Raw genomic sequence first — 1,707 nt, forward strand, 5'->3', positions numbered from 1 at the left:
ACTCAAGTTTTACTTAAGACAACTTATTTAGTATACATCTTTTAAGACTTGTTGTCAAGAACTTTTTTAAGATGTTTTTATTAAGTTTTAACAATATTCCTTTTTTCAGGAACTTTTATAGTATATCTACTTTTGAATATAATGTCAATAGAATTCTTTAAATTTTAAAATTTTATTTTTATATTACTTTATATTCTTACTTAAGTATCTTATTTTAGCCTTTTGTATAGATTTTCAAATATATTCCTACTATAATATATGTTATTACAATTTAAGGAGGTTTTATTATTAATTCGTTAAGAAAGAAATTTCTACATTTTGTCATACCATCTGTTGCAGCGATGCTTGTCTTTTCACTATATACTATGGTAGATGGTTTTTTTGTAGCAAATTTCGTTGGGGAAACAGCCCTTTCTGCTGTTAACTTGTCTATGCCTTTTGTAAATACTTTATTTGCTGTTGCAATAATCTTTGCAGTAGGTACACAGACTATTATAGGAGTATTACTTGGACAAAAACACGAATCTGAAGCTAAGGAGACTTTTAGTTTCACAGTTGTTGTAATTACTATCTTTGCTATTATACTTGCTATTATATGTGCTTTTAATGTTGAGCATATTGCAAGATTTTTAGGAGCTAATGAAGATCTTCTTCCATTAGTAGTAGATTATTTACACATTATAATTATTTTTGCTCCATTTTTTATAATTTCTTATAATTTTGAAGTTTTAGTTAAAGTTGACGGCTTTCCTGCAACTGCAACTCTAGGTGTTTTTTCAAGCGCTGTTGCAAATATTCTATTAGACTATTTATTTGTTGCAGTTTTTAATTGGGGTGTTAAGGGAGCTGCTTGGGCAACTGGTATTTCACAAGTGCTATCTACTCTAATCTTTACACTTCACTTTGTATTTGGAAATGCTACTCTTAGATTTGTTAGTTTCAAACCTGATTTTAGTCTTTTTAAGAAAATAATACCTTTAGGTTTTGGAGATTTCATTTCAGAAATCGGCATTGGAGTTATTGTTTTCTTCTATAATATATTCTTGATTAAGGATTTAGGAAAAAGCTCAATCGCAACTTTTTCTGTTATATCCTATGTAAATCAAATAGTATGTATGTGTTTTGTAGGAATAACTCAAGGCATTCAGCCTCTTGTAAGTTATTATTATGGAAGCGAAGAACCAAACGCCTACAAAAAACTATTTAAATATTCCGTTTTTTCCATTGCACTTGTAAGTATTGTTGCAGTGTCTATTGTGTTTTTATTTGGGAAAAACATATTTTTATTATTCTTTGATCCAAAGGATGTTGATTTAATTAACTATTCTGTAATAGCACTAAGAAAATTTGCTCCATCATTTTTATTTGTTGGATTTAATCTTCTTATTGCAGGTTTTTCCTCCTCACTATTAAGAGCAAACTATTCAATTTTAATTAATATATCAAGATCTTTTGTATTGATTATACTATCTCTTATATTTACTACTAATATATTAGGGAATGAATATATATGGTATTCTTCAATATTATCTGAGGGAATTTGTCTTATTCTTTCAATATTTTTACTTGCTAGAATACTTAATAGCGTTTATAAGAAATAAAAAAACTGGGTTAGATTATAATACCTCTAGAGTACACACTAAATAAAAAGTATAATATACTTAATTTAGAAAACTTTGGAGGTGTTATTTTTTTATGGGAAAACAT

General features: G+C 27.4%; 1 protein-coding gene. It reads left to right on the forward strand.

The window, feature by feature from the left end:
* The first annotated feature begins 323 nt into the window (after positions 1–323).
* A complete protein-coding gene (locus J2Z71_RS08870) occupies positions 324–1,601 on the forward strand; it encodes an MATE family efflux transporter (RefSeq protein ID WP_342590817.1) in 1,278 nt (425 codons plus the stop codon).
* The last annotated feature ends 106 nt before the right edge of the window (positions 1,602–1,707 follow it).

Source organism: Peptoniphilus stercorisuis (assembly GCF_017874395.1).
Taxonomy (GTDB): Bacteria; Bacillota; Clostridia; order Tissierellales; family Peptoniphilaceae; genus Anaerosphaera; species Anaerosphaera stercorisuis.